The organism is Mesorhizobium sp. M7A.F.Ca.US.002.01.1.1, from assembly GCF_004022955.1.
Lineage (GTDB): Bacteria > Pseudomonadota > Alphaproteobacteria > Rhizobiales > Rhizobiaceae > Mesorhizobium > Mesorhizobium ciceri.
The window spans coordinates 1-1381 of sequence record NZ_RZQE01000855.1; the positions used below are offsets into that span (position 1 = coordinate 1).

Below are 1381 nucleotides of genomic sequence, written 5' to 3' on the forward strand. Positions count from 1 at the left end.
GATATCGACGGCCGGGCTGTCAAACGTCTGATTGAGGACATCACAGTCGGCACGACGAAAGCGCGCATAAAGACCAAGGCGCGAGGCAGAGCGAACGTGACGGGAGGCGCAGCCACGGCAGCTCGGGTCGCGGACTTGTTGTCCGGCATCATGACATGGGCAGTAGACGAAGGTTTCATCGACCGAAACCCAGTGCACAAGGTCCGGCGATTTCGAAGCGAGGCAAAACAGCGTTTTCTCGACGCAACAGAACTTGGTCGGTTGGGCGCGGTGCTGACTAAAGGCAGGGATGCGCAAGAAAAAGAAATCCATCCCTACGCTCTCTCCATCATCAAGCTGCTTTGTCTCACTGGATGTCGGATCGGGGAGATTACAGGGCTTCGTTGGACCGAGCTTGACATCTCTCTTAGCTGCCTGAGACTGGCCGACACAAAGACGGGCAAGAGCCTCCGGCCCATCGGCGGGGCTGCGCTGGCTGACTTCAAGAGCCAGCGGCGCGTGGCAGGTAAGTCGTTTGTGTTCCCCGGATCAAAGGGGAACGCTCCCTACCAAGGTATCGGCAAAGAAGCTCGGCGAATCTTTGAAGCTGCTGGAGTGGAAAACGTGACGCCGCACAGTCTGCGTCACACGTTTGCGTCATTCGCTTCTGAGCTGGGGTACTCGGATGGCACGATAGCGGGATTGCTCGGGCATAAAGGCAGAGGGGTCACCTCACGATATGTGCACTTGCCGGACAAGGCGCTCGCCTCGGCTGCCGAAGCTGTAAGCTCGGGTATCGCCGCCGCCCTGTCACGACCTAGAGCAATTCCGGCAATTGAAGTTGCTCCTGTCGATCAAGCCAACAAGACCTAAGCTGTTGATTATAAATCGATTCTTGACAATAGGATAATATTCCTCTATACTGGCTGTGGCGAGCTGCGTTGGCTGACGCGGTTAGGCCAGACCCTAACAGGAGTATTGACATGCCTTTGACAGATCGACCCGACACGCCATGTCGGCACCACTCAAATCACACCACAAGGGGCCATCTGGCCCCTTTGTCATATCTGGAGGCAGGCCAATGAGTGTCGGCTCCGAAACCACCCGGTCGCTAATAGTTTTCGGCAGAGACGATGCTCGCAAGCCCCACGCCTCGGTCTTCTTGCTGCCTGAAGTGGAGGCGGCAGAAAGCGCTGCAAGGCTGATGGGGATGCACTCGCACCGCGTTGAGCCCGGCGAAGCACCCGAGATCGTCATGCGCCTTCCCGCTGGCAAGCTTTTCGACAGCGGCAAGGCTTTCGTGCCGTTCGTCAAATCGGAGGTTTACAACCGTATCGCGGCACTTGCTGGCGTCGCTGACGAGCGCGACAGCGGGTCGGGCGATCACCCGGCAGCCGACAGC

The 1381-nt window shown here is 58.1% G+C and carries 1 protein-coding gene; it reads left to right on the forward strand.

The window, feature by feature from the left end:
- On the forward strand, positions 1-852 hold an 852-nt coding region (locus EN932_RS36155), incomplete at its 5' end, for a site-specific integrase (protein ID WP_164890850.1).
- Positions 853-1381: the final 529 nt, after the last annotated feature.